The organism is Paracoccus sp. 22332 (assembly GCF_052045125.1).
In the GTDB taxonomy this organism is placed as follows: domain Bacteria; phylum Pseudomonadota; class Alphaproteobacteria; order Rhodobacterales; family Rhodobacteraceae; genus Paracoccus; species Paracoccus haematequi_A.
The window spans coordinates 1-24,202 of record NZ_JBQEOI010000013.1; the positions used below are offsets into that span (position 1 = coordinate 1).

Annotated in this window: 29 protein-coding genes; 19 read left to right on the forward strand and 10 right to left on the reverse strand. The window is 60.7% G+C overall.

All coding sequences use genetic code 11. From position 1 onward, the window contains the following. On the forward strand, positions 1 to 1,409 hold a 1,409-nt coding region (gene istA, locus ACTJI6_RS13825), incomplete at its 5' end, for an IS21 family transposase (RefSeq protein WP_440801491.1). Positions 1,410 to 1,467: 58 nt separating this feature from the next. Further along, positions 1,468 to 2,211, forward strand: coding sequence for an IS21-like element helper ATPase IstB (gene istB, locus ACTJI6_RS13830; RefSeq protein ID WP_440801589.1), 744 nt, complete (start codon positions 1,468 to 1,470; stop codon positions 2,209 to 2,211). 268 nt (positions 2,212 to 2,479) lie between these two features. Here the strand turns inward: istB and ACTJI6_RS13835 are convergent, their stop codons facing one another. Continuing rightward, positions 2,480 to 3,802 carry an Nramp family divalent metal transporter gene (locus ACTJI6_RS13835; RefSeq protein WP_440801493.1) on the reverse strand — a complete coding sequence of 441 codons (1,323 nt, stop codon included), beginning with the start codon at positions 3,800 to 3,802 and terminating at the stop codon, positions 2,480 to 2,482. 97 nt (positions 3,803 to 3,899) lie between these two features. On the opposite strand from ACTJI6_RS13835, the gene mntR reads away from it, so the two are divergent. Continuing rightward, positions 3,900 to 4,352 carry a manganese-binding transcriptional regulator MntR gene (mntR, locus tag ACTJI6_RS13840; RefSeq protein WP_289895915.1) on the forward strand — a complete coding sequence of 151 codons (453 nt, stop codon included), beginning with the start codon at positions 3,900 to 3,902 and terminating at the stop codon, positions 4,350 to 4,352. 45 nt (positions 4,353 to 4,397) lie between these two features. On the opposite strand, the gene lspA (ACTJI6_RS13845) is transcribed toward mntR, so the two are convergent. From lspA (ACTJI6_RS13845) to ACTJI6_RS13855, 3 genes are read right to left on the reverse strand one after another with little or no spacing between them, the layout of a single operon-like run. Next, the gene (lspA, locus tag ACTJI6_RS13845) at positions 4,398 to 4,874 is read right to left on the reverse strand and encodes a signal peptidase II (protein ID WP_052081730.1); all 477 of its coding nucleotides are present in this window, start codon (positions 4,872 to 4,874) and stop codon (positions 4,398 to 4,400) included. Next, positions 4,871 to 5,494, reverse strand: a complete 624-nt coding sequence (locus ACTJI6_RS13850; RefSeq protein ID WP_036743564.1) for a methyltransferase family protein — start codon at positions 5,492 to 5,494, stop codon at positions 4,871 to 4,873. Before ACTJI6_RS13850 ends, lspA (ACTJI6_RS13845) begins: the two co-directional genes overlap by 4 nt. A gap of 4 nt (positions 5,495 to 5,498) precedes the next feature. Then, a complete protein-coding gene (locus tag ACTJI6_RS13855; protein ID WP_052081729.1) occupies positions 5,499 to 7,757 on the reverse strand; it encodes a heavy metal translocating P-type ATPase in 2,259 nt (752 codons plus the stop codon). An 86-nt stretch (positions 7,758 to 7,843) separates the two neighbouring features. On the opposite strand from ACTJI6_RS13855, the gene ACTJI6_RS13860 reads away from it, so the two are divergent. The 9 genes from ACTJI6_RS13860 to ACTJI6_RS13900 all read left to right on the forward strand — a co-directional run bounded on the left by ACTJI6_RS13860 (position 7,844) and on the right by ACTJI6_RS13900 (position 13,830). Further along, complete coding sequence (locus tag ACTJI6_RS13860; RefSeq protein WP_036743563.1) at positions 7,844 to 8,278, forward strand: MerR family transcriptional regulator; 435 nt, start codon at positions 7,844 to 7,846, stop codon at positions 8,276 to 8,278. A 506-nt stretch (positions 8,279 to 8,784) separates the two neighbouring features. Beyond that, positions 8,785 to 9,969, forward strand: coding sequence for a M23 family metallopeptidase (locus ACTJI6_RS13865; RefSeq protein WP_052081728.1), 1,185 nt, complete (start codon positions 8,785 to 8,787; stop codon positions 9,967 to 9,969). Between the two features lie 63 nt (positions 9,970 to 10,032). Next, positions 10,033 to 10,479: a disulfide bond formation protein B gene (locus tag ACTJI6_RS13870; RefSeq protein ID WP_231564792.1), complete on the forward strand. Its 447-nt coding sequence runs from the start codon at positions 10,033 to 10,035 to the stop codon at positions 10,477 to 10,479. Further along, positions 10,476 to 11,138 (forward strand): DsbA family protein, encoded by a 663-nt coding sequence (locus tag ACTJI6_RS13875; protein WP_036743562.1) that lies wholly within the window; start codon positions 10,476 to 10,478, stop codon positions 11,136 to 11,138. The genes ACTJI6_RS13870 and ACTJI6_RS13875 overlap by 4 nt, the downstream gene beginning before the upstream one ends. A 12-nt stretch (positions 11,139 to 11,150) precedes the next feature. Then, entirely contained in the window at positions 11,151 to 11,738 is a 588-nt protein-coding gene (locus tag ACTJI6_RS13880; protein ID WP_036743561.1) for an SCO family protein, read from the forward strand. After that, complete coding sequence (locus ACTJI6_RS13885) at positions 11,735 to 12,211, forward strand: copper chaperone PCu(A)C (protein ID WP_052081727.1); 477 nt, start codon at positions 11,735 to 11,737, stop codon at positions 12,209 to 12,211. Before ACTJI6_RS13880 ends, ACTJI6_RS13885 begins: the two co-directional genes overlap by 4 nt. Then, positions 12,193 to 12,804, forward strand: coding sequence for an SCO family protein (locus tag ACTJI6_RS13890; protein ID WP_036743560.1), 612 nt, complete (start codon positions 12,193 to 12,195; stop codon positions 12,802 to 12,804). Before ACTJI6_RS13885 ends, ACTJI6_RS13890 begins: the two co-directional genes overlap by 19 nt. Further along, positions 12,801 to 13,265: a DUF411 domain-containing protein gene (locus tag ACTJI6_RS13895; protein ID WP_036743558.1), complete on the forward strand. Its 465-nt coding sequence runs from the start codon at positions 12,801 to 12,803 to the stop codon at positions 13,263 to 13,265. Before ACTJI6_RS13890 ends, ACTJI6_RS13895 begins: the two co-directional genes overlap by 4 nt. Before the next feature lie 34 nt (positions 13,266 to 13,299). Next, a complete protein-coding gene (locus ACTJI6_RS13900; RefSeq protein WP_036743555.1) occupies positions 13,300 to 13,830 on the forward strand; it encodes a L,D-transpeptidase family protein in 531 nt (176 codons plus the stop codon). A 106-nt stretch (positions 13,831 to 13,936) separates the two neighbouring features. Here ACTJI6_RS13900 and ACTJI6_RS13905 read toward each other — a convergent pair whose 3' ends face one another. Continuing rightward, a complete protein-coding gene (locus tag ACTJI6_RS13905) occupies positions 13,937 to 14,596 on the reverse strand; it encodes a L,D-transpeptidase (protein ID WP_289895919.1) in 660 nt (219 codons plus the stop codon). 185 nt (positions 14,597 to 14,781) lie between these two features. Here ACTJI6_RS13905 and ACTJI6_RS13910 point away from each other — a divergent pair, with 185 nt between their 5' ends. Further along, positions 14,782 to 15,054 (forward strand): hypothetical protein, encoded by a 273-nt coding sequence (locus ACTJI6_RS13910; protein WP_289895920.1) that lies wholly within the window; start codon positions 14,782 to 14,784, stop codon positions 15,052 to 15,054. A 48-nt stretch (positions 15,055 to 15,102) separates the two neighbouring features. Here ACTJI6_RS13910 and ACTJI6_RS13915 read toward each other — a convergent pair whose 3' ends face one another. Then, positions 15,103 to 15,768: a L,D-transpeptidase gene (locus tag ACTJI6_RS13915; protein WP_289895921.1), complete on the reverse strand. Its 666-nt coding sequence runs from the start codon at positions 15,766 to 15,768 to the stop codon at positions 15,103 to 15,105. Positions 15,769 to 16,573: 805 nt separating this feature from the next. Here ACTJI6_RS13915 and ACTJI6_RS13920 point away from each other — a divergent pair. Then, complete coding sequence (locus ACTJI6_RS13920) at positions 16,574 to 17,341, forward strand: DsbA family protein (protein WP_289895922.1); 768 nt, start codon at positions 16,574 to 16,576, stop codon at positions 17,339 to 17,341. Here the strand turns inward: ACTJI6_RS13920 and ACTJI6_RS13925 are convergent. Continuing rightward, the gene (locus ACTJI6_RS13925; RefSeq protein ID WP_440801500.1) at positions 17,226 to 17,873 is read right to left on the reverse strand and encodes a MerR family transcriptional regulator; all 648 of its coding nucleotides are present in this window, start codon (positions 17,871 to 17,873) and stop codon (positions 17,226 to 17,228) included. The genes ACTJI6_RS13920 and ACTJI6_RS13925 overlap by 116 nt on opposite strands. Between ACTJI6_RS13925 and ACTJI6_RS13930 the strand changes: the two genes are divergently transcribed. Genes ACTJI6_RS13930 through ACTJI6_RS13940 form a run of 3 tightly spaced genes read left to right on the forward strand, consistent with a single transcriptional unit; the run spans position 17,852 to position 20,539 of the window. After that, positions 17,852 to 18,721 (forward strand): cation diffusion facilitator family transporter, encoded by an 870-nt coding sequence (locus tag ACTJI6_RS13930; RefSeq protein WP_440801502.1) that lies wholly within the window; start codon positions 17,852 to 17,854, stop codon positions 18,719 to 18,721. The two genes, ACTJI6_RS13925 and ACTJI6_RS13930, sit on opposite strands and share 22 nt — an antisense overlap. Continuing rightward, positions 18,718 to 19,230, forward strand: a complete 513-nt coding sequence (gene lspA, locus ACTJI6_RS13935) for a signal peptidase II (RefSeq protein WP_440801503.1) — start codon at positions 18,718 to 18,720, stop codon at positions 19,228 to 19,230. The genes ACTJI6_RS13930 and lspA (ACTJI6_RS13935) overlap by 4 nt, the downstream gene beginning before the upstream one ends. Continuing rightward, positions 19,223 to 20,539: a cytochrome P450 gene (locus ACTJI6_RS13940; protein WP_440801505.1), complete on the forward strand. Its 1,317-nt coding sequence runs from the start codon at positions 19,223 to 19,225 to the stop codon at positions 20,537 to 20,539. Before lspA (ACTJI6_RS13935) ends, ACTJI6_RS13940 begins: the two co-directional genes overlap by 8 nt. Before the next feature lie 91 nt (positions 20,540 to 20,630). Here ACTJI6_RS13940 and ACTJI6_RS13945 read toward each other — a convergent pair whose 3' ends face one another. From ACTJI6_RS13945 to ACTJI6_RS13955, 3 genes are all read right to left on the reverse strand, one after another. Further along, positions 20,631 to 20,795 (reverse strand): hypothetical protein, encoded by a 165-nt coding sequence (locus tag ACTJI6_RS13945; RefSeq protein ID WP_440801507.1) that lies wholly within the window; start codon positions 20,793 to 20,795, stop codon positions 20,631 to 20,633. 149 nt (positions 20,796 to 20,944) lie between these two features. Then, positions 20,945 to 21,694 (reverse strand): helix-turn-helix domain-containing protein, encoded by a 750-nt coding sequence (locus ACTJI6_RS13950; protein ID WP_217896912.1) that lies wholly within the window; start codon positions 21,692 to 21,694, stop codon positions 20,945 to 20,947. Between the two features lie 314 nt (positions 21,695 to 22,008). Beyond that, complete coding sequence (locus ACTJI6_RS13955) at positions 22,009 to 22,578, reverse strand: hypothetical protein (protein WP_089389359.1); 570 nt, start codon at positions 22,576 to 22,578, stop codon at positions 22,009 to 22,011. Positions 22,579 to 23,164: 586 nt separating this feature from the next. Between ACTJI6_RS13955 and ACTJI6_RS13960 the strand changes: the two genes are divergently transcribed. Together ACTJI6_RS13960 and ACTJI6_RS13965 are read left to right on the forward strand one after the other, a co-directional pair. Then, positions 23,165 to 23,503, forward strand: coding sequence for a hypothetical protein (locus tag ACTJI6_RS13960; protein ID WP_176430369.1), 339 nt, complete (start codon positions 23,165 to 23,167; stop codon positions 23,501 to 23,503). 58 nt (positions 23,504 to 23,561) lie between these two features. After that, positions 23,562 to 24,194, forward strand: coding sequence for a lytic transglycosylase domain-containing protein (locus ACTJI6_RS13965; protein ID WP_244898846.1), 633 nt, complete (start codon positions 23,562 to 23,564; stop codon positions 24,192 to 24,194). The last annotated feature ends 8 nt before the right edge of the window (positions 24,195 to 24,202 follow it).

The window sequence follows — 24,202 nt, forward strand, 5'->3', positions numbered from 1 at the left end:
ACCGGCGGACGGCCGAGGTCAGGCGGCCGAAGCTTGATCCCTTTATCCCGATCATTGAGGGCTGGCTTGAGGCGGATCGCTCCATGCCGCGGAAGCAGCGGCACACCGCGAAGCGGGTGTTCGACCGGCTGCGTGACGAATGCGGGTTCACCGGCGGCTACACGATCATCAAGGATGGAGGCCGCCAGCCCGCCACCGGTTCAAGGGCAAGGCCGACGATCCGGGAGCGGGAACGGCGGGGCCAGGAAGTGTTCGTGCCGCTGGCGCATCCACCGGGCCATGCGCAGGCCGACTTTGGCGAAGCGATGGTCAGGATTGGCGGTGTCGAGCAGAAGGCCCACTTCTTCGTGCTGGACCTGCCGCACAGCGACGCCTGTTACGTCCGCGCCTATCCGGCGGCTGTGGCCGAGGCCTGGGTGGACGGCCATATCCACGCCTTTGCCTTCTTTGGGGCGGTCCCCCAATCGATTGTCTATGACAACGACCGGTGCCTGGTGGCGAAGATCCTGCCCGATGGCACCCGCAAGCGGGCCGCCCTGTTCAGCGGGTTTCTATCCCATTACCTGATCCGGGATCGCTATGGCCGCCCCGGCAAAGGCAACGACAAGGGGAATGTTGAGGGTCTGGTGGGTTATTGCCGCCGCAACTTCATGGTGCCGCTTCCCGAGTTCGCGACCTGGGAGGCGTTCAACCTCTGGCTGGAAGAGCAATGCCGCAAGCGCCAGCACGATGTCCTGCGCGGTGAGGGCGAAACGATCGGCGAGCGGCTGCAGCGCGATCTGGCAGAGATGCGATCCTTGCCTGCTTCACCCTTTGACGCCTGCGATCAGGACACCGGCCGCGTCTCATCGCAATCGCTCGTGCGCTACAAGACCAATGACTATTCGGTGCCGGTCGCCTTTGCCCATCAGGATGTCTGGATCCGGGCTTATGTCCACGACGTGGTGATCGGCTGCCGGGGCGAGATGATTGCCCGCCATCCCCGGTGCTGGGAGCGCGAGGAGATCGTCTTCAATCCGGTCCACTACCTGCCGCTGCTGGAGCAGAAGCTCAACGCATTCGATCAGGCCGCGCCGTTGCAGGCGTGGGAGCTTTCCGAGGAGTTCGCAACGTTGCGCCGGCTGATGGAAGCTCGCATGAACCGGCATGGCCGACGCGAATACGTCCAGGTCCTGCGGTTGCTCGAGACCTTCGACCTGGCTGACCTGCATGCCGCGGTAAAGCAGGCGCTTCAGATGGGCGCGATCGGCTTTGACGCCGTAAAGCACCTGCTGCTTTGCCGTATTGAACACCGTCCGCCCCGGCTGGACCTGGACTGTTATCCCTATCTGCCCAAGGCCACGGTCGAGAAGACCAAGGCCGGTTCCTACATGCGGCTGTTGTCGGGCAATGCGGAGGACGCGGCATGAACGATGTCCCGGAAATCCTGCTCGCCTTCGTCGGGCCAACAGTCCCCCGGACTGTTGCCTGATCCTCCTCAACCTCAAGGCGCTGAAGCTGCCGACGTTCCTGCGGGAACATCAGAAGCTGGCCCGGCAATGCGCGGCCGAAGGCATGGACCATGTCCGGTATCTCGCCCGGCTTGTTGAGCTGGAGTTGATCGACCGGGAGCGGAGGATGGTCGAACGCCGCATCAAGGCCGCCAAATTCCCCACGGTCAAAAGCCTCGACAGCTTCGACTTCAGCGCCATTCCGAAGCTCAACAAGATGCAGGTGCTGGAACTGGCGCGGTGTGAATGGATCAACCGTCGCGAGAACGTCATTGCCCTTGGCCCAAGTGGCACGGGCAAGACGCACGTCGCCCTTGGCCTCGGGCTGGCGGCTTGTCAGAAGGGGCTCTCCGTGGGCTTCACCACCGCCGCGAGCCTGGTCAGTGAGATGATGGAGGCCCGCGACGAGCGCCGCCTGCTTCGCGTTCAGAAGCAGATGGCCGGTTACAAGCTGCTCATCATCGACGAACTGGGCTTCGTGCCGCTGTCCAAGACCGGCGCCGAATTGCTGTTCGAACTGATCTCGCACCGCTACGAGCGCGGCGCGACCCTGATCACCAGCAATCTGCCCTTCGATGAATGGACCGAGACCTTCGGCTCCGAGCGCCTCACCGGCGCACTGCTCGACCGGCTGACCCACCACGTCAGCATCCTCGAGATGAACGGCGAGAGTTATCGCCTCGCCAACAGCACCGCCCGAAAGCGGCAACAAAAGTCCTGAAATCAGATGGTGCTGTTTTGGCCCCAAGGGGCCAATGCGCCATGGCACGCGCCAGCTATCTGGTAAGCGCGCGCGCCATGGCGCCGGTCACCGCCGCGTGGCCGGATTTTGCACCGCCGCGTGGCCGGATTTTGCACCGCCGTTGACAGCCACGCCCGACAGAGCTTCCTTTAAGATCCTCATAGATCTCCTTGACCGGTAACGACTACTCGCCAGGTTGAGTCGATCCAGTTGTGCGGCGGATCTCGGGCCCCGTGATGCGGGACGTTTATCCCACCATCACCGTCGCGAGCAGGTTTACATTGAGCACGATGATGGTGATGGCAATCAGGGCGCAGAGCGCGGTGAGCCACCTGGGCGACACCATCGCTCCCATCTTGGCGCGGCTGGCGGTGAACATGACCAGCGGCACAATGGCAAAGGGCAACTGAAAGGACAGCACGACCTGGCTGAGGATCAGCAGCTGCCCGGTCCCTTCGCTGCCATAAAGCAGGATCACCACCGTCGCCGGCAGGATCGCAAAGCCACGGGTGATCACGCGTCGCAACCAGGGCTTCAGCCGCAGCCGGATAAAGCCCTCCATCACGATCTGTCCTGCCATGGTTGCGGTGACGGTCGAATTCAGTCCCGAACACAGCAGCGCCAGTCCGAACAGGACAGGCGCGATCGAGGAGCCCAACAACGGCTCCAACAGCAGATGCGCCTTGTCGATCTCGGCCACGTCGGTCTCACCGACGGTATGAAACGCCGCCGCTGCCAAGATCAGGATCGAGGCATTGATGGTCAGCGCGAACATCAGCGCGATGGTTGAGTCCCACGTCGCCAGGCGCAGCGCCTCGCGTTTTGATGACAGGTCGAGGCCATAGGCGCGGGTCTGCACAATCCCGGAATGGAGATACAGGTTGTGCGGCATCACTGTCGCGCCAATGATCCCAAGTGCAAGATACAGCATGTCGGGATTTCCGATGATCTCACGGCTTGGCGCAAAACCTGCCATCACGGCGCCCCATTCTGGATCAGCGAGCGCGATCAGCACTGCGAAGCAGGCCGTGATCGTCGCCAACAGCGCAATGATGAGCGCCTCGATCCACCGAAAGCCCTTGTTCTGAAGCCACAGGATCAGGAACACATCAGCCGCGGTGATGAAGATCCCGATCTCAAGCGGGATGCCGAACAGCAGGTTCAGGCCAATGGCGGTGCCGATCACCTCGGCCAGATCGGTTGCAATGATCGCCAGTTCGGCAAAGATCCACAGGGGAATGGATACCCACCTGGGATAGGCGTCTCGACAGGCTTGCGCCAAATCCCGCCCTGAGGCCACTGCAAGGCGTGCGCACAGCGACTGCAGGAGTATGGCCATGATGTTGGACAACAGCGCCACGAACAGCAGCGTGTAACCGAAGGCCGCTCCTCCTGCCAACGAGGTCGCCCAATTACCCGGATCCATGTATCCGACGGCGACCAGATAACCAGGACCGACAAAGGACAGAAAGCGGCGGAAGGGCGTCACTCCACCACCTACAGCTATGGTGCGGAAAACCTCGGAAAGGGAAGGAGTGTCGCGCTCTTGGCGCCAGGCTTTTGATGACATGGGCTGCAACTTTCCAGAACACTCAAAAAGTTAGTCTCGGCTAAGAATTTACCCTTTGTCTTTGCCTGTCAATCTACGATGTGCAACAGTTCCCCCAATGACATGTGATAGCTCTTCAACTGCAGCCACTGATGAACCCCGTCCCGCCGACAGTCGCGCCGAGGCCTTTCAGGAAGTGCGCAGCGCACGGCGCAACGAACTGGCGGAAGATTACGTCGAACTTATTGCCGAGCTCATCCACGAGCACGGAGAGGCCCGGCCTGTCGCCATTGCCGCGCGCTTGGGTGTGCGCGCGCCAACGGTGACCAAGGCCTTGGAGCGGTTGGCCAGGGAGGGACTAATCACCCGCGAACGATACCGCTCGGTCTTTCTGACGGAAAAGGGGCGTGCCCTGGCCGATGAATGCCGCCGCCGGCACGAGATTGTGCTGCGCTTCTTGATCCGCCTCGGCCTTGATGCCGAGACGGCTGAACGGGACGCCGAAGGCATCGAGCATCACGTCAGTCAACGGACATTGGCTTTGTTCGAGGCTTACGCCGATCAGGTGTAGACTGGCGTCCAACTCGGCCTGTCCAGCTTCATAGTCTTGCTCTGGTTAAAACGCAGGTTCCTTGGATTTCGATGGGCGAAGCCATACGGTGAAGACCAGCAAGGCCCCGAGCGTGATTGCGATATCGGCGCCGTTGAACGTGGGCCAGTGCCAATTCCGCCAGTAGAGATCGAGGAAATCGGTGACCGCACCCTGCCGCAGTCGATCGATGATGTTGCCGAGCGCACCGCCCACGATCAGCGCAAGACCTGTCCGCTCACGAAGGCTTTCCGCACGAAACGCCATAATCGCGAACATCAAGGCGAGCCCGCCCGTCAGTGCTGCCATCAGCAGCGGCCGTCCCGCCATGGCACCCGACATCATGCCAAAACTGGCTCCTTCGTTGAAGCCAAGCGTCACATTAAACCCAGGAACAACAGGCAGGATCTCTCCTGGAGAAAGCAGCAACAGTGCCACCGTCTTGGTGGCCTGATCTGCCAACACGGTGGCACCAATCAGGAGAATGATCGGGGTCGCCTTCATGTTTCGTTTCTCCGGTGAAAGCCGATCCAGCGCGGCACAGTCTTGAGATAATGGTCATAGTCTCTTCCCAACGCCTGCTGCAACGCGGTTTCCTCGGATTGAACCTGTGTGGCAGCCGACCAAAGGAAGAGCATCGAAGCGAGAAACGTGGGAACTGCAGGAATGGCAAGACCCACTCCCGCAAGCAGCATGAACTGACCCACAAAGGTGGGGTTGCGGCTGAAACGATAAAGCCCGCCTGACACAAGCGTGCCCGTTGCACCCTCGGCGACACCCACACGCCACGAGCTGCCCATCGACATCTGCGCGGCGAAGGCGAGCATTGCGCCGGTGCCGGCGATAAAGACGCCGAGCAGGCCAATCGCCACCGCCTCACCCCCGGTCCAAAAAGGGTCAATCTTGTGCAGGGCGGGCCAAGCCAGCCAGAGCAGCGGGCCAAAAAAGCCCAGAACAAAGGCCGCCCGAAAGCCAAACGCTGCCCAGCGATCGCGTCCCCTGGCTTGGCCAAACAGCCAGATCGACGTCCGCGCTGCCTGAGCCGCCATGGCGCTGCCCCAGAAAAAGAGCAGCAGATAGCCCGCCAACAGCGCCAGTACGGACCAGCCAAACCCTGACAGCATGGCCTCAGCCCTCACGCTCGGGATTGAAGCCCAGCAGGCGGAGCGCGTTCAGCGTGACAAGCACTGTAGCCCCGGTATCGGCAAGGATGGCAATCCAAAGGCCGGTGATCCCCAGCACTGTTGTCACAAGAAAGACCGCCTTCAAACCAAGCGCGATGGTCACGTTTTGCCGAATGTTGGCCATGGCCGCGCGGGCAAGCCGGATCTGTGCGGGAATGTCAGTCACCCGGTCGCGCAGAATGGCCGCGTCGGCGGTCTCCAGCGCCACGTCGGTGCCCGAGCCCATGGCTACGCCAATGCTGGCCTGTTTGAGGGCAGGAGCATCATTGATGCCGTCACCGATCATCATCACGCCGCCCTGTTCGTTCATTTCGCGAATGGCGCTGAGCTTGTCCTCGGGCATCATGTCGGCCTGGAACTGCATGCCCAGACCTTCGGCAATAGCCGCGGCGGTGCGGGGGTTATCCCCTGTCAGAATGGTCGATGTGATGCCCATGGCCGACAACTGGCGCACCGCTTCTGCAGCGTCGGCCCGGGGTTCGTCGCGCATGGCAATAAGGCCAAGCGGGATGCCTTCGCGATAAACGGCCACGGCAGTCTTTCCCTGCTCCTCGAAGATGGTCGCTTGTCGCAGACCGAGTCCATCCAACCCGCCATTCTCGGAGGCATGTCGGGGCGAGGTCACCCAAGCCGGCGCATCCCCCACTGTTGCGACGACCCCCCGTCCTGCCAGTGCGCGTGCATCGCGGGCTGGAAGGGCCGGGACGCCGGCCGTTTCGGCCCTGTTCAAGATAGCCACGGCAAGCGGATGGCTGGATCCGCTTTCGACCCCTGCCGCAACCTCAAGCAGCTGCGCCTCGGTCGTGTGGCCGAACGGAACCAGATCGGTGACTTGCGGGCGGCCATGGGTCAGGGTGCCGGTCTTGTCGAATGCGACCTTCGAGACCTTGGCGGCGGCCTCGATCACAGCGCCCCCCTTCATCAGCAAACCTCGCCGGGCGCCGGTAGAGAGCGCCGATGCGATGGAGGCAGGAACCGAGATTACCAACGCGCAGGGACAGCCAATCAGCAGCAGCGCCAGCCCGCGATAGATCCAGGTGTCCCAGGACTGGCCCAAGACCAGCGGGGGCACCACGACCACAAGGACCGCGACCGCAACGATGGCGGGCATATACCAGCGGCTGAAGCGGTCGATGAAGCGTTCAGTTGGCGCACGCGCCTCCTCGGCTTCTTCGACAAGACGGATGATGCGGGAAATGGTGTTGTCCTGGGCGGCCTTGGTCACGGTGACGCGCAGCACAGCCTCGGTGTTGATCGAGCCCGCAAAGACCCTCTCCCCCGGACCGCGTGTGGCGGGCACGCTTTCCCCTGTTACCGGGCTTTCATCGACACCGGATATGCCTTCGATGATGTCTCCGTCGGCCGGGATCCGATCGCCCGGCCGGATCAGAACGGTCTGGCCCACCTGAAGACTGGCGGCGGCGACTTCGCGTGTCGTGCCGTTTTCCTCCAGCAGCGCTGTTTTTGGAACCAGATCGGCCAGTGCGCGGATGCCGTTGCGAGCCTTGCTTGCGGCGACGCCCTCAAGGACTTCGCCCACGGCAAACAAGAACACAACCAGTGCAGCCTCTTCCGCTGCATTGATGAACAGCGCGCCGATGGCAGCGACTGTCATCAGCCCCTCGATGGTGAAGAACTGGCCGGATCGCGCCGCAGCAAAGGCGCGACGGGCGATCGGGGCAACGCCGATCAGGCAGGCCGCGACGAATGCCCAGGCACCAATGCGAGGCGCGAACAGCTCCACGCCCCAAGCCGCAGCCAGCAGCAGACCGGTGAAGATGACCAGTCTGCCCTTGCCGGTCTGATACCAGTTCTTGCCGCGATCGGCTGGGTCGTCATGGACATGGCCGGGACTGCCATGCCCGGAATGAGCGGCCTCGACCCCAGCGGGACGTACGTGATCATCCGCCTCGTGATTGCCATCGGATGCCGCACCAGGAAGGACGAACTCCTTCTTCTCGGCCCCGCGTGGCTTGATCCCGTATCCCAAAGCTCGCACGGTCTTTTCGACTTGCTCCCGGCCGGTCTTGTTTTCGTCCAGGGTCAGGCGAAGACGTTCGGACATGATGCCCACCTCGACCCCGGTGACTCCCGGCAAACGGGTCACGGCGTTTCTGATCTTGCCTGCACATGATCCGCAATCCATGCCGGACACTGTCCAGTCGCAGACGGTTTCGTCAGCCAGATCCGATTTCGTCATCATTCTCTCCTCCGCCGAAGCAGGGCGGTTGCCATCATCGAATCAGGGTTTTAAGTGCTCTAGCTACTATAGGTTCAAGGAGAATCTTGATGCTGACCATCGGAAAGCTCGGATCGTCGACCGGCGTGAAGATCCCCACGATCCGCTATTATGAGCAGATCGGCTTGTTGCCGGAGGCCGAGCGCAGTCTTGGCAACCAGAGACTTTACACCCACAAGGCGCATGAGCGTTTGGTTTTCATCCGTCACGCACGCGACCTGGGATTTTCGCTGGAGGCAATCCGCGATCTGCTCAGCTTGTCGGACAATCCGGATCAACCCTGCGCCGCAGCGGATGCCATCGCAAGGGCACAGCTTGCCGAAGTCGAAAGCCGCCTTGCCCGACTTGCCGCACTCAAGACAGAGCTGGAGCGCATGGTGGTGCAATGCGCGGGCGACAGGATTTCCGACTGCAGGGTCATTGAAGTCCTCAGCGATCACTCCCAGTGCATCACCGACCACGCGATCGAGGATGCGACTTCCTGACGGAGGCTACGCGTCCTGCGCTGCTCATTGTCTGGTGCGTTAACCGCGCGCGCACCAGGTCCTGTAGCCGGCAAGCTTTGCCCCATTGCGATAGGCCGGAACATTTCCGCATCTCCCTTCCTTGCCGCGACCAACTGACAAATCTGTGATCCCCCCAGATTTGGCTTGAACCTCTAGCTGCTTGAGGTTGCAGAAGGCCCCGACCGGCCGCAACGAGCAGGACAGACAAAAATGATACCTTTCGGACATCGAGTGGACAGATGCTGACGCTCCTCGGGGCTATTCTGGGCGTCTGGCGCGGGATAATCCGCGCCCGCCAACTGGGCGGGAACAGACTGGACATGATCCAGTATGCCAGCGCTCACGCAATTGCTTTCGGAGTGCTGGGAGCATTGGTCGGAATAAGCCTCGGACGTCTTTTCACGCCATGAACCCGGAATGCTGCCGCTTGCTGGCTGTTTCCTGCAGCCAAAGCGACGCTTCCCACATCTGACGGGATATCAGACTTGAAGATCTTGCAAACCCTGCTTCTTGTCGGCGCTGTTGCCGTGACCGCGCCGCTACACGCCGAAACCCTGAGCGAGCCCGCGCCCCTGGCGGGACAAACAGCCAATCTTTCGCAACACGAAGTGGTGGCGGGCGATACGCTGGACGCGATCCTGTCTCGTGCAGGAATAGCCGCAGAAACGCGAAACGAGGCGGCACTGGCCATTGCGGATGTTTTCGACCTGTCGACCTTGACCCCTGGCCAGGTGCTGAGATGGAGCGTGTCGGAAGAGGATCCCGCCCGTTTGGAGCGCCTGTCGTTGTTGATCGAGAACGGGACCGACATTGTTCTCGATTTCAGCAAGCCTCTTGAGGCTGCCTTGGTCAACACTCAGATCCAGGTTCGAGATCGCCGCGAGGCCTTCGTGCTTGTCGGGCCGCTTTATGATGCGCTTGCAGAACGAGAGGCGCCGGAGAGCTTTGCCGTCGATCTTGCTGCGTTCCTGGCGGGACAAGTCGATTTCCGCCGCGACCTGAAGGGCGGAGAACGCGTGGCGCTGATCTGGCAGGAAAGTGCTCTGCCTGACGGAACAATCCTGGGAGAGCCTCGGCTGTCCTATGCCCGGCTGGAGTTGAACGGGCATGTTTACGAACTGGTAGCAGGTCCACCGGACGAACCGGCCATTCTGTTCAAGAATGGCAAGCCGGTGCAACACACCGCTCGACCTGTCATCGGTGCGCGTCTGTCGTCGGTCTTCGGCAAGCGAAAGCACCCGGTTCTTGGCGTAGGGCGAATGCATACCGGGGTAGATTACGCCGCAAAGATTGGCACCCCTGTCAGGGCGACCGGTGCGGGCAGGGTGATTTTTGCAGGAACCATGCGGGGATACGGCCGAACCATCGATATTGACCATGGTGGCGGCGTTGTGACCCGCTATGCCCATTTGTCCCGCTTCGCTCCTGGTATCGAGAAGGGCACTCAGGCGAGCGTGAATGACCATATTGGCGATGTCGGTGCGACGGGCCTCGTGAGCGGGCCGAACCTGCACTACGAAGTTCGTGTCGATGGCCAGCCGACAGACCCCATAGAGGAAGCGCCGGCATTACACGCCATGGCGATCAAGCCAGGCGATCTGTTGATGCTTGCGACGGCAAGGGTCGCGACCGGGTTCTTCATCCGCACGAATGTGGAGAACAAAGGCTGATGGTAGCCGGAGATGGCTGCCGACCGGCAGGACGCCCCAACACGAAGTCAGAGATTATGTTCGATGTTCGACTTGCCCATGCGTGACTCCACGACCTCTCGCGCCGAGACGCTTCTGCTCATCGCCTTCTTGATGGCCTTGGGCGCGACGCTGGGCGCGCTCTTCATTGGTGAGGTGCTGGGGCAGACCCCTTGTATCCTCTGCTGGTATCAACGCATCGCGATGTTCCCGCTGGTGCCGATCCTGGCTGTCGGCCTCTGGCGGGGTGATGCGACAGCAAGGATCTATGCACTGCCGCTGGTCCTGACGGGACTTGCGGTCGCGCTATGGCATTCAGGACTTTACGCCGGGCTGATCCCGGAAGGCGTCAGTCCTTGCACCCAAGACGGGCCATCCTGTTCCGACCGCACCCAGATGACCATCCTGGGACTGCCCATTCCCTATCTTTCGCTCGGTTGCTTTATGGCAATCGCGCTGTGTCTGAACGTCATGAAAGGAAAGCCATCATGAAACGAAGAACCGTCGTTGTAGGAGCCTTGGCTGTGGGCGCAGGCACATTTGCCGGAGGCTCATGGTATGTCACGCGTCAGCGAGAGGCCGAACAGGCCGAAGCTGCGCGCGCCGCCCTGCAAGCACAACCCGAGGCGCTGATCCGGCCCTATTCGCCGATCCTTGGTCCAGCCGATGCGCCAGTGACCCTGGTGGAATTCTTCGACCCTTCTTGCGAGGCCTGCCGAGCTTTTCATCCGGTTCTCAATGAGTTGCGTCGCGAATATCCTGTCCAGCTTCGTGTGGTTTTGCGATACACGCCGTTTCACGAGGGTTCGGATGAGGCCGTGCGTATCCTGGAGGTTGCGCGTCGTCAGAACCTCTTCGAGCCGGTGTTGGACATTCTCTTCGACCAGCAGCCCGCCTGGGCGCTTCATGGCCAACCCCGCATGGATCTGGCTTGGAAAATGGCCGGGGAAGCCGGCCTTGATCTGTCACGCGCCGAGTCCGAACGCTTGCATCCCGAAATTACTGGCGTGCTGAATCAGGATATGGCCGATGTTCAGGCCATGCAGATCGAAGGGACACCCACCTTCTTCGTGAATGGCGAGCGGCTGGCTAAACTCAGCATCGAGAACCTGCGCGCATCGGTCTCGAACGCGATTTCCGAACTTGGATAAGGCACACCACCAATGAGCCTTCGAGCAATCCGCCTGGCCCTCTGGGGAGTGGTCCTGGTGGCGGGAGCTGCCTTAGCAGTCCAGCAATGGACAGGACGGGAAAAGTCCGCAGAAACCTTCCGGCCAGACTTCGCCCTGCAGGACGGAAACGGACAAACCTACACCATGGCTGATTTCAGGGGAAAGTTCAGCTTGGTCTTCTTCGGCTTCACGAATTGTCCCGATGTCTGCCCGACCACCATGTCGGAAGTGGCCCAGCTCATGGACGATCTGGGTGCAAAGGCGGACGGGGTGCAGCCCTTGTTCATCTCGATCGACCCGGAGCGGGACCGCAGACAGGGCCTGACTGAATATGTGGCGGCCTTCCATCCGGCAATCCTGGGCTTATCGGGGGACGATGCCGCCACGAAGGATGCTGCCACCAGCTTCAAAATCTATTTCGGGCGCGAAGAGGATCGATCCGCTCCCGGAGGCTACACTATGTCGCACAGCTCGGGGCTGTATTTGATCGGGCCGGATGGTGAATGGTTGCGCCAGTTCGCCTATGAAACCCCTGCTGCCGAAATACTGGCGGACATCGAGGAAAGGATTCTACCATGAAGGTATCCGCGTTTGCCTTTGGATTTGCGATGCTCCTTCCCGCACTCGCCTCGGCCGATTGCGCCAGCGTGACGGCGGGCGATCTCACGATCTCGAAGGCCTGGTCGCGTGCCACAATAGGCGCCCAGCGGCCGGCTGCGTTCTATGTCGAGATCCGCAATGACGGTGAAGCCGATGATCGTCTGGTTGGGATCGAGACACCGGTTGCGGGAATGCCGATGCTGCACCAGACCGTCATCCAGGACGGCCTCGCCACGATGCCGCATGTCGAGGCTGTCGACGTTCCGGCAGGCGAAACGGTCTCCCTGTCACCTGGCGGCTACCACGGCATGCTGATGGAGTTGACCACGGCACTTTCGGAAGGCCAGACCTTTCCTGTCACTCTGACCTTCGAGCAGGCAGGGGCAATCGAGATCGACACCCAGGTCCTGCCGATGCGTGCGCAGGAGGCGCAATGCGACGCCGCAAACTGATCCTCGGCGGTGCAGGCCTTCTTGGCGCATTCGGCTTTACCTTGGGGCTTGGAGCATGGCGCAGCGGCGATTTGCGCCTGACGGCCGTCAGGGAAACTGAGAACGGTCGGCCAGACCTGTCCCGAATGGCGTGGCGGCTGATCGATGATCAAGGCAATCCTGTCGTCCCGCAGGATTGGCTTGGTCAAGCCAGCATGGTCTTCTTCGGCTTTACCTGGTGTCCAGATGTCTGCCCTACTACGTTGATGGATATTGCAGATTGGCTGGAGGGCCTGGGGCAGGACGCAGACCGGATCCGGGTCGCCATGATTACCGTCGATCCTGAACGGGATAGCCCTGAGATCCTGGCCGAATACTTGTCGAACTTCGACATCCGGATTCGCGGCTTGACGGGCTCGGCTGACGCGGTCGCCAAGGCTGCGGAAGCGTTTGGCGTGACCTACACCCGCCTGTCGCGAGATGACGGGGACTACACCATGAACCATACATCCGGCGTGTTCGTGTTTCGGCCTTCGGGTGAACTTGCCAGCACCATTGATTTTCATGAGGAGCGCCGCTTCGCGGTGCCCAAAATCCAGAGAGCCATCGGATGAAACATGCCTTGCTTATTGCAGTTGCCCTGATGGCAGCACCTTTGTCCTTGGAGGCGCAGGAGGTCTTCCCCGCCATTCATGTTGTTGAGGGACAAGGCTGCGAATGCTGCGTGAAATGGACAGAGTATCTGCAACAGCAGGGTTTCGACGTGACCTCCGAAGACCGCTTCGGTGTCCTGCTGATCCAGCACAAGATCGAGCTTGGCGTTCCCGCCGAACATTATTCCTGCCACACCGGCCAGATCGCTGGCTACTTCCTGGAAGGCCATGTCCCCGCCCAGGATATCCGAAGGCTTCTTGAAGAACGGCCCGATGCGGCGGGCTTGGCTGTGCCCGGAATGCCCTATGGCAGCCCCGGCATGGGCCCCGAAGACAAGCGCGAAGCGTATGACGTGTTGTTGATACGCAAAGACGGAAGCAGCGAAGTGTTCACCAGCTATCCCGCTGCCGACGGCATTTAGATCGATCATTTTACCTAGGACGGAGCATTCCTGAATGGCCAGTTTAGACCGGCGTCATTTTTCCCTGGCAGGCTTGGCGGCCCTTGCGGCGTGTGGCGCTCCGAAGCCGCAGACGCCGAAGCCGACGTTCAAGGTCTATTCCGGTCCCCCGGTCACCCAGGTCGTCATTCAGAAAGGGCAGCGCCGGATGTATCTTCTGAACGGAATGACGGTGCTGAAGTCTTATGATTTCGGCCTTGGATTTCAGCCGGTCGGACACAAGCAGTTCGAGGGCGACGGCAAGACGCCTGAGGGGCTTTATTTTGTGGACCGCTTCAATCCTCGCAGCCGGTATCACCTTTCCGTCGGCGTGTCCTATCCGAATGAGCGCGACCGCGCTTTTGCGGAACAATTCGGTCGCGATCCCGGCGGCGATATCATGATCCATGGCCGCGGGCCTGAAGGCAACCAGCTGGTGCGCCAGAAACGGGATTGGACGGCCGGGTGCATCACCGTCAGCGACGAAGAGATCGAGGATATCTATGCCATGCTGCAGCCCGGCGTCCCGATCATGATTCACGCCTGACAGAGGAATGAGACGAGTACAGAAAGCTGTGCTCAATCATTCTTTAGGCTTCTGGGAGGGACGCCAGCGACCAGGTTCGTTGGCGTCCCTCTATAAAGATCGGCTTCTAGAACACCGTCACCTGCGTTCCGATTTCTGCCAGCTCGTAGAGCCGGGTAATGTGCTCATTATAGAGTCCGTAGCAGCCGTTGGATGATTTTCGGCCAATCTTGCGTGTGTCATGCGTGCCATGGATCAAGTAGGCGGGCCATGACAGATAGAGGCCGTAAGGTCCCAGGGGATTGTCCGGACTTCCGCCCTCGACACGCTGCGGCAGATTGGGATCCTTCTCCCGCATGCTCGGCGTCGGTGTCCAAGGCGGATTCTTTGCTTTTCTGACAATTTCGGTCTCGCCCCGGCGCGTCAGATCTTCGGTAACAGGGATAGAGCACGGAAAGACCAGACTGATCGATCCATCACCTGACCAGTAGTGCACTGCACGCGATGTCACATCCGCAAGGATCACCCCTTTTCCCAAGCTCGGGTAAAACTCGCTCCAGTGTCTCGCGCGAAACGACGACTGATTTCGCCTGGGATCTGCGTTCGGGTCAACCTGATAGGCCCCGAGATCGGGCGCCCCGCTGGTCGGGGGGCCGCCATAGAGAGGCTGCCCGGTATAAGGATCAAAACCCTGCGCCAGGACGGCGCCGCCCGGCAGAACCGCCGCTGTGGCCAGCAGACCACCTAGAAAGCGCCGTCGGTCGCTACCTGTGTCCTTCAGGACCATTCACTGCCTCGCTTTTTTCAAATAGTTTATCTAACGATTGCAGAAGATTATTCGCCCAAGGGGATCTGGCCAAGAAGACGAAATGCCGCGTGGATCAAGATCCTGTGCGTTTCAGCTGAGACCCAATGCCGCGATATCGAATGCGAAGGACAGTCCTGATAAGCAAACTACACAAGGAGATAGAAATGAAAAACAGTTCCCTCCCTATCTTGGCAGTTGTCCTGATCACTGCCGGTTGCGGAAACATGGCAGCAAGAACAGAAACGACAGAAGCCGGGTCCGAAAGTCTTCCTCCAGACCTGTTCGCGCTAGCTGCGCCGGGGCAGGACGTTGCATCGGCCCGTCTTCTTTCAGAGGATAATTGCTATTGGTACGAGCATCGGGGGCAGGTGGAAACAACACTTCTTCCGCTTACCACGCCTGAGGGCCGTCCAATTTGCATGCAGTCGCAAGCCTGAAGCCGCTCGGGCATATGGTTAGGCCTGCAACTCCAGCAAAGGCATGGCCTAGCTACGCGTAGTCACACTATCCGCGGCCGAATATAGAAACGCGGTGGAGCCGAGTTCTACCTTCGGAAAGAGATCGTTGATATGCGTCATGACCATTCGCACGCAGCCAGAACTAGCGCTAGTGCCGATGCTTTTGGGAAACGGGGTTCCATGGATGCGCAAGTAAGTATCCTTGTCGCCCACATAGAGATAGAGAGCCCGTGAGCCGAGGGCGTTTTCGGGACCGGGCTCCATTCCACCTTCAAACTGCCCATAGATCTCCGGCTCACGCTCAATCATGTTCTGAGTTGGTGTCCAGTGGGGCCATTCGACCTTTCGCTTGATCGTATAAACCCCTGGCTCGTATAGGTCCCCTCGTCCAATGGCTACGCCATAGCGCATTGCGGTTCCGCCAGCCTCGATGTGGTAAAGATACTTCGCCACAGCATCCACATGAATGTCACCCGGCACCAGGCCGTCGTTGGCCCTTACCCTTTGGGGTAGGAAGCGTGGATGCAATCCCCACGGATTCGAACTGGTGGGATTGTAACCGGCAGGGGTGACCTGTGCATCCCAAGCAGTCTTCTGTGCTTCCGTTGGCCATGAGGCCGCAAACAGAGGCCCAGAAATAGTTGCCGAAAACAGCGCCGTGGTTGTGTGGATGAAGTGTCGTCTTGTCAGCATCTGTTGAGCTCCTATTATCCTTAGATACCCTCACGGTCCATGCTTCCAATGCAACCTGCTCAGCCCGCCATTTCGAGTTGTTGAGATCAAATATGCTTGTGCCATCGCACCCCTGTAACCCTAGGGCCGGTGCCTTCCTTTCCTCTTGACCTATGGTAAGCATCAGACTTCTCTGGCGCCCGCTTATGCTGTTCTCACCCAATCCGCCGCAGGGGTGCGACAATCTGTCCTCGTCGCCTCTGGCCTGGCCGTCACCATGATCACGGTGCATCTGCTGCGCTGCTTCAAGCACAAGGGCTCTCGCTTGCCGACGCGGTAGCAGTCGGGGTGCTGTTCGGTCCTGCGCAAGTCGCGGCGCGCGTTGTGGAGATGGCGGGACTCGGCCGTCATCATCCGATCTGGTCCCTGTTCTTAGCCTGCGGCAGCGTGTCAGCCGGGCTCATGTTACTGGCGTTGGCCTACGCGGATTCAAGCTATTCAGGCCAGGAATAATAATGGCTAGACAAGGATCAGGATATTCATCTGCCACGGCATCCGATAATGAGCGCATACCACACATGATCCGGCGTAATCCTGAACGCTATGCGCAGTTCGCCGATAGTGGCCCGGGGAACCCGCTCGGGCGCGGGCACTTTACCTCTATCTCTACCGCGTCAGGCGCGACACCCGCTACCGCATCCGCAATGGGACCGAACCCCGGACGATTGATCGGGCAATCGGTGCCTATCGGCTGCATCAGGATGTTGACCGATCACGTGATCCAGCTCTACGAGCAGGTCTCGGTCGAAACCTCTGTGACTGTACTATGACAGTCCAGCGACGTGATGTCCTGGTTCTCGGAGGCATTGTCACCGCGATTTATGGCTTGCGTGCGTTGCCTTGGGAGCGGCTGACAGGCCGCAGCCTCGCTTATGTCGAGATCGAAGACGTGCCGCCATTTCGTCGCCTGAAGTCCATGGGGCAAACCTCCACTGCATCCGTTGCGCTGATCGGCCTCGATGCGCCATCGGCTGATGCTGAAGCGCGCCATGCGCGAGTGGAAGCCATGCGCGCCGCGGCCTGTCCTGCCCTATTCGGCACCGACCTTCCGACCGATGTCGTTCCGATCGCCTATTTCAGCGAGTTTCGCTGCTCCTTCTGCCGCGCCCTTGAAAAGGATCTGGACAAATTACTGGCTGATGACCCCGCCGCCTATCGGCTGGTGCAGCACGAGTTACCGATTTTCGGACCGGCATCTGAACTTGCCGCCCGCGCTTCGGTCGCGGCCGGACGGCAGGGTAGACAGCAGGATCTACGGCACCGCTTCATGCGAACGCCACTCGTTGCCGAAGAGTCTTCGGTATTGCGTGTGGCATCTGACCTCGGTCTCGATGTCGAACAGCTTGCGAAGGATATGGCCTCACCCGAGGTACAGGCCGAACTTGATCAAACGCGTGCCTTGGCTGATCTTTTTGGCTTCATTGGCACCCCCGGCCTTGTGATAGGACGGACCGTCCTGAATGGTGCAATCCCAATTTCGGTGCTCCGTCAGATCGCCAAGGACGAAAAGACCCTACCGCTCCCGGTATGTTGATAGGATGAACACACCTTCGCTTATGTTGATCGGATCTGTTGTTTTCGCCCGGCCGGTCGTGCTCGCGCCCTTGCTGGCTAGACTTGCTCCTGATCTGCCGATGTTCACCATCGCTGGCCATTCGGGCCAGTTCACCCCGCAAAGAGAGTAGACGGGCGATCCGGCTTCGGACTGCCTCAAGCTGCTCTTGAGCAATGCGGCTCGCATCCTCGCATGATGTTTCCGGCCGTTCTTGCAAGGCCAGCAGGATACGGATGCTTGGCAGATCAAAGCCAAGCTCGCGAGCATGGCGAATAAAGCCCAGGCGTTCGGCATCGGCAGGGCTGTAAGTGCGCCGTCCGTTCGGCTGGCGGGCAGGCTTGGGCAAAACCCCGATGCGCTCATAGTACCGGATTGTCTCGATGTTCACGCCAGCTTGACGGGATAATCGCCGATCTGCATCTTTTTGCCTTGCTCCTGTAGTCGCTACAGGTTGTAGCAGGGCAAGGCTGGAGTTTCGAGGATCGACGAATGGCCGCTGCAACCGACACAATCCGCTATCATGTCACGGGCATGGACTGCGCATCCTGCGCCGCCAAGATCGAGGGCGCAGCCCGCAAGGTTGAAGGCGTGGGCAATGTGAAGGTGTCGATTGCCTCTCAGATCATGACGCTCAATGTCGATGATCCGCAGGCGCGGCTTCCCGCTGTTGAGCAGGCGGTGACAAGCCTTGGTTATCAGCTTGACCGCATAGGGCAGCCCAAGGCGGCCGGAGCGGAAACCGATGAAGATGACGACAAGATCCCTGACCTGTCGCACGTCACCCCAGCCTACAAGCGCGCGCTCTGGATCGTTGTCCTGCTCAATGTCGGCTATGGCGTGATTGAGATTGTCGGCAGCTTTCTGGCGGGTTCGCAGGCACTACAGGCGGACGCGCTCGATTTCGTAGGCGATGGCCTGATTTCCTTCCTCGGCCTCATTGCGGTGGGTTGGGGTCTCGCGGCGCGCGCCAAGGCGGCACTGCTGCAAGGTGTGTTTCTGGGCCTTCTCGGCCTTGGCGTGATCGGCTCGACGCTCTACCGCGTCTTTGTCGAGCATGAGCCGGAAACTCTCCTGATGGGCGGCTTCGCGGTCGTGGCCTTCATCGTCAATGTGGCCGCTGCCCTTGTGCTGCTGCCCCACCGCAAGGGCGATGCCAATATGCGTGCGGTCTGGCTGTTCTCGCGAAACGATGCGATTGGCAACCTCGCCGTGGTCGTCGCGGCCGTTCTTGTCTGGGCGCTTGGCTCGTCTTGGCCTGACCTTCTGGTAGCCTTCGCCGTCGCGGGCCTGTTCCTGCAATCGGCGTGGTCGATCATTCGGGATGCGCGCTCCGACCTCAAGCAGGCGGGCCGTACATGAGGACCGGGGCCGCCGTTCTTGTGATCGCCACGGGCGCGGCGCTTGACCTCGTGGCCAAGGCTTGGGCGCGGGCCGCGCTCGAACCCTACGGCGCCGCGAGTGGGTTCCTGCCCTTCGTCTCGTTACGCCTGACTTTCAACGAGGGGGTCTCCTTCAGCCTTCTGTCGTTCGACGGGGAAAGGGGCCGGCTCGCGCTCCTCGCCGCCACCGGCCTGTTGACGGCCTTGGTAACCGTCTGGGCGCTCCGCTCACAGGGATGGGAACGGCTCGGCCTCTCGATGATTACTGCGGGCGCGCTCGCTAACCTGATGGACCGCGCAGCGTTCGGGGCCGTGACCGACTTTCTTGGGCTGCACCTCGGGGCGTGGCATCCCTTCGTCTTCAATCTCGCTGACGTGTGGATCTCGCTCGGCGTCGCGCTCCTGCTGATCGCGCCGTTCCTTTCTGGCTGGGCCCGCAAGACGGCTCCCCCCAGGCCGGGTCGTGGGACGGAGGGCTCTGATGCCTGAAACCCCGCTGAACGAGCGCCTCCCGATCCCCTCCGACGGGGTGCTGGACAGCACCCTCGCCTTCCTGCGCGACGGCTACCTCTTCGTCTCGAAGCGTTGCGACCGGCTGGACTCGGACCTGTTCTCGACCCGCCTCATGCTGCGCCGCGCGGTCTGCATGAGGGGCGCAGTCGCGGCCGAGCTGTTCTACGGGAGCGACCGCTTCACCCGCGTGGGCGCGATGCCGGTCACGGTCGTGAGGCTCCTCCAGGACTACGGCAGCGTCCAAACCCTGGATGGGGCACAGCATCGCCACCGCAAGCGCATGTTCATGTCGCTGGTCAAGCCCGAGGCCGTCGCGCGGCTGGCGGAACTGACGGAGGCCGAGTGGCTACGCCGCCTGCCCGACTGGGCGCGCGCCCCGAAGATTGTCCTGTTCGACGAGGTCCGCGCGATCCTCGCCCAAGCCGTCTGCGCTTGGGCCGGCGTGCCGTTGGAGGGCGCCGAAACCGCGCGGCGGACCCGCGAGTTGTCCGAGATGATCGAGAGCGCGGGCTCGGTGGGGCCGCGCAACTGGCGGGCCCAGATCCTTCGCGCGCGGTCGGAACGCTGGGCGCGCGACTTGGTGAGGCGCGCCCGAGCCGGGACGCTGCCTCTCGGCGAGGATGCTCCCCTCCGCGTGATCGCCACGCACCTGGACCACGACGGACGGCTTCTCGATGTGAAGGTGGCGGCCGTGGAGCTGCTGAACGTCTTGCGCCCCACCGTGGCCGTCGCGCGCTTCATGGTGTTCGCCGCCCTCGTCCTGCACCGGCACCCGGATGTCCGGCAGCGGGTCCTGAACGAGGGCGAACCCTACTTGGAGGCGTTTGCCCAAGAGGTCCGGCGGCAGGCGCCGTTCTTTCCGATCATCGGCGGCCGGGTGAAGGAACCCTTCGACTGGCGCGGGCACCGGTTTGCCCAAGGCGACTGGGTGATCCTTGACCTCTACGGCACCAACCACGACCCGCGAAGCTGGCGTGCCCCCGAGGCGTTCCGGCCGGAGCGGCTCCTGGAGCGGCGGCCGAGCCCCTTCGACCTTATTCCCCAAGGTGGGGGCGAGCATCTTCAGGGCCACCGATGTCCCGGCGAGGGGATCGCCATCGAGCTCACCAAGCTCGCCACCCGGATGCTGACGGGCCGGATGCGCTACGACGTGCCCGCTCAGGACCTGTTGATCGACCTGGCCCGCGTGCCGGCCCTGCCGGAGAGCGGGTTCGTCATCAAGCAAGTTGCGGCGACACCGGCCCGAGCCCGTGCGGGAGATGAGAACAAGGGAGAGTCAACCTGATGGGCAAGTCGCATTTTTGCGCCCTGTCGCACTTGCGCAATTTCATCCCTTGCGCCCAAGGCCGCCAGCAGGGCGAGGGCAAGCCGGTCGATCACGGCGCCTGATCCTGCCGCTTGCGCTCGCTCAGACCGATCAGGCTGCCCATCAGATTGAGTTGGCCTTGCTGGAAGGCGCGGGTCATGCCCCGAAGATAGCCGCCCGGCTTAATAACACTAATTATGGAACAATAATCGTTTACTTTCAATGATTTGCCCAATTATCATAACACCATCTTCATTGGGATGGTTGAGCTTGTGCGACAGTTCTGATGTGCCGTGCGGCTTCCACAGGCTATGTTCATAGCCATGCTCGGGTGCCGTCAAAGTTGACGGATCAGTCTGAGTGCATCTGTGTCACGCCTTCGTTCTACATCGGGACATAAGAATAAGAGGTAGACTGGGATTCAGTCCGCTTGGCAGACTCGCGTAAGTCCAGGGCTTGACCCATCTGCGCCAGTGCCCTCCCGAGAGGTGAGTCACCACACTGGAAACTGGCGAACGCCCCCAGATCGAGCGATGCCACATACTCGGCCTCGATGGCCTTCCTGTCAGCCCGTGCAGCGGCATCGTCATCTGGCAGGTAAGGACGTCCGGACCAGCGACCGAGAAGTGCCAGGGCACGCTTGGGTGCGAAAAGACGATAAGCGTTGCTGACCTGCCGGACCTGAGGGCCACGGCCTTTATTCGGAGTTGGCTCGAACCGACGCAGCCAATCCAGAAAGCCGTTGTCACGCAGCGCCTTCAAGGCGCGAACAACGGCGTCCCTCGACCGCTTCAACCTGCCCATGATCCAATCAAGGGAAGGGTCCAGCCGTCCTGTCTTGAAGCTGATCAGATTGCCGAACAGCGCCAGGATCTCCAAGGCGATGCTTCCCAAGGGTCCGTTGCGTCTGCCGGGCTTGCGGCCGTGCAGCTCGTATCGCTGCGCCGCCTTGATGATCTTCTGCACCTCCTGCCGCGTGGTGCTGCGCCAGAATGTGGCTTCACAGGCACCCGCCCGGTGAGAGTTGCGGTGCAAGCGCGTCCGGCCTTGAGGGCGCGCGTCGGTGCAAGCCTGGGCCAGAACGCCAAGGCATCTGAAAAAATCGCCGCCTGCTGCGGCTGCTACAGTCGTCAAGTGCTGCTCCTGTGTCACAAGAAGCGCGGTGTCCGCAGGCAAGCCTCATCCGGTCGCACAGATGCGCTTTTTGCTCTTGATTTCCGGGAGTAGGCAGCTAACTATAGCAGGTGAGATGTCTTGCTAATTCAGGTCGCCAAACCTGTGTTATGCTTCCCAAGCCCCCTCGTGCGGACCCCCGCGCGGGGGGTTTCCTTTATGGGCTGGTGTTTATCCGATTCCGCTCGTCCCTCCCGTTTCGGGCATTTTGCCGAACAGCCTACGCCAGCAGGGGCTTAGCGGCAATTCTTTGTGTAGACCTCGGCGGCAATTCATCAGTAGCTCACCCACTCGGTCATGTAGGCGCCTGTGTAGTCCTGCATTCGAACCACGATGCTCCTGAAGGCTCGACCATACTCGTCCTGAAATCCTCTGCCGGTCTTCTGCCTGATCGTGTCATCGAGCCATTCGGGCAACTCGTCGTCATGGGCTGGAAACCGGACCCAATCACCAGACGAAGGCGCATACCCGTAGCGAGCCGTGCTGGTGTAAACGTCTCGTCCTCCGCTGCCGTTCGTCACATGCTTGGAAAGCTGCCAGAGTTCGATGGCGTCACGATATTGGGCGACCTCGGGCGGGATGCTGTCAGATCCACCTCCACTTGGGAGGCTCATGCCACCGCCACCCATTGGGCACCGCCAGAGTTGCAGCGGCGGCTCAACCGGCCAGGGCGTGATTCTGCGGATCACTTCTGCCTTGGCCCGGCTGCACTCGACTGACGCGGGAAAGCCGCCTGCCATGCAGAGAAGGATTGCGCAATCAATCGGGTACGCTTGTGCCGGGGCAATTGAGGCGCTCGCGCCAGCAATCGCACAGGCGGCTGCAAGATTTAAAGATCGCTTCATCGAGAATCCTCGTGCGACACACGGCTGTATTTTTGATAACAACCTAAAAACGTTCCTGCAATACTATGATTTTAATCCATGTCTCAGGCGGACTACTCCGAGGGTGTTGCAGCCTTTCGTGTGACGCCAAGTGCTTCCGCACGTGCCAGGAACTCCCTATGAAGCTGCGACACAGCCTGTGCTTCTGCAAGAAGCTCGGTATGAGCATGATGAAGGCAAGAAGAATATGTCGATAATTCAGAGAAGTAGCGTTCAAAATCGCTATTAACTAAGTCAGCATATTCCTTGAACGTAGCGTCACTTTCGGGCATGAACGGAGCTACAGGCGGGACGCAGACTGGTGCGGCCGCTGCGAGAGCAGCAATGATTGTTGCTGAACAGCAACAGCTCTGTATTTTCCACATGATCTTCAAGCTGCCTTTATGGATAGCTGACCATTCTATGTCTTTGATCCTATGTTTGTTTCCGATGAATGTGCGGAAGGCGACTTCTGTAGATCAAAAACAAAGTATTGATAGTGCGGGACTCGTGTCGTAGCAAGGGGCATGGCCCCCAAACCAGCCGGTGAGGAAGGACCACAACGTAAATGCCAACCAAGATAGAGTTGACGAACGGTGTGTCAGAAGAAGGTCTGCGAGAGTTGGTCGATCAGGGCTACACGACAGAGGTCGTGTGCGTGGACGACCCTCAATACACAGGACAGTATTTCATGGGGAAGTGGAACATCCGGGCTGTCTCACCAGATGGCGAGTCGGAAATGGTCTTGGTCACGCAGCGCAAAACCAAGCAGCCTCGCGAAATCAAGACAATCATCGGTGTTATCAGCCTGCTCGTCGGCTTGGGGTATGATGGCGTTAATCTTCCCATGCGGGCAGGTGGCCGACGCTCGAATCGAAAGCGCGGTGCGAACCCGCCGGTGGATTGACGCTGCCTGTGCCGCCCTGCTTGCCGCCGCAGTGACGATAGCTCCTGCTGAGGCAGATGTGATCCGCTTCGATGCTGGCGGAAAGCAGATCGGCGGATCGCGAACCAGTTCCGTGCAACGATACGATGCCGCAGGTCGCTTGATTGTCCCGCTACAGCCCAAGGTGGCGACAACTGATCTGGAAGTTGCAGACTTTGAAGCCGATGCAATGATGCTGCTCGAACCTCGCGCGGCATCTCGGGCGGCAATCCCGTCCAATCCGGGGCACGCGGCAGGCATTGCTGCCGTTCGCAGCGTTGCATTGCGCTACCAGCACCATCCTGCCCTCAAACTCAACAACATCGCACCGCAGGAATGGGCGGCGCTGTTCCAGGCGCTCGTTTGGCAGGAGTCGCGCTTCAATCCACGCGCGCGAAGCCACAAGGGGGCTATCGGCTACGCGCAACTGATGCCGGGCACGGCGGCGAAGCTTGGGGTTAATCCACACGATCCGGTTCAAAATCTCGATGGCGGCGCGCGCTACCTGCTCAATCAGCTCCAGACATTTCGCTCCCCAATGCTGGCCCTCGCCGCCTACAACGCCGGGCCGGGCGCGGTCCAGAAATACCGCAACAGCGTCCCACCCTATCGCGAAACCCGTGATTACGTGATCCGCGTCCTCGCGGAGCGCGACCGCATCCTGCGCCAATAGAAAAGGAT